Origin of the sequence: Comamonas sp. B-9 (assembly GCF_000410635.1) — a bacterium.
Taxonomy (GTDB): domain Bacteria; phylum Pseudomonadota; class Gammaproteobacteria; order Burkholderiales; family Burkholderiaceae_C; genus Comamonas.
The window spans coordinates 1-358 of sequence record NZ_KE148620.1; the positions used below are offsets into that span (position 1 = coordinate 1).

1 protein-coding gene is annotated in these 358 nt (G+C 70.9%); it reads left to right on the forward strand.

What is annotated here, in order from left to right; genetic code table 11:
- Positions 1–278 (forward strand): IclR family transcriptional regulator C-terminal domain-containing protein (locus H928_RS28430; protein ID WP_043340805.1); only part of this gene is annotated, 278 nt, incomplete at its 5' end.
- Positions 279–358 lie beyond the last annotated feature (80 nt).

Genomic DNA, 358 nt, shown 5'->3' on the forward strand with positions numbered 1-358 from the left:
CCGCCGCCGCGCACCAGCTGTTCGCCCAGGTGCGCAGCCAGGGCACCGCCTGCGTGGTCGACACCCTGCTGCCCAGCGTGGTCGCACTGTGCGCGCCCGTCTTTGATGCGCGCGGCCAGCTGGTGCTGGGCATCACCAGCCTGGGCACGCAGGCCACGTTTGACCCCGCCCCCCAAGGGGCCATGGCCCAGGGCCTGCAGGCCATCGCCGCCCAGCTCTCGCACGCGCTGGGCTACAGCGGCGCAGAACCGGGCGACCAGGCCCTGCTTTCGACCTAATCCAGCTGCCCTGTGGGCCTGCGCAGCAGGCACTACACTGGGCGTCTCATGCGCCAACGCCCTCTCATCCTGCTGACTTT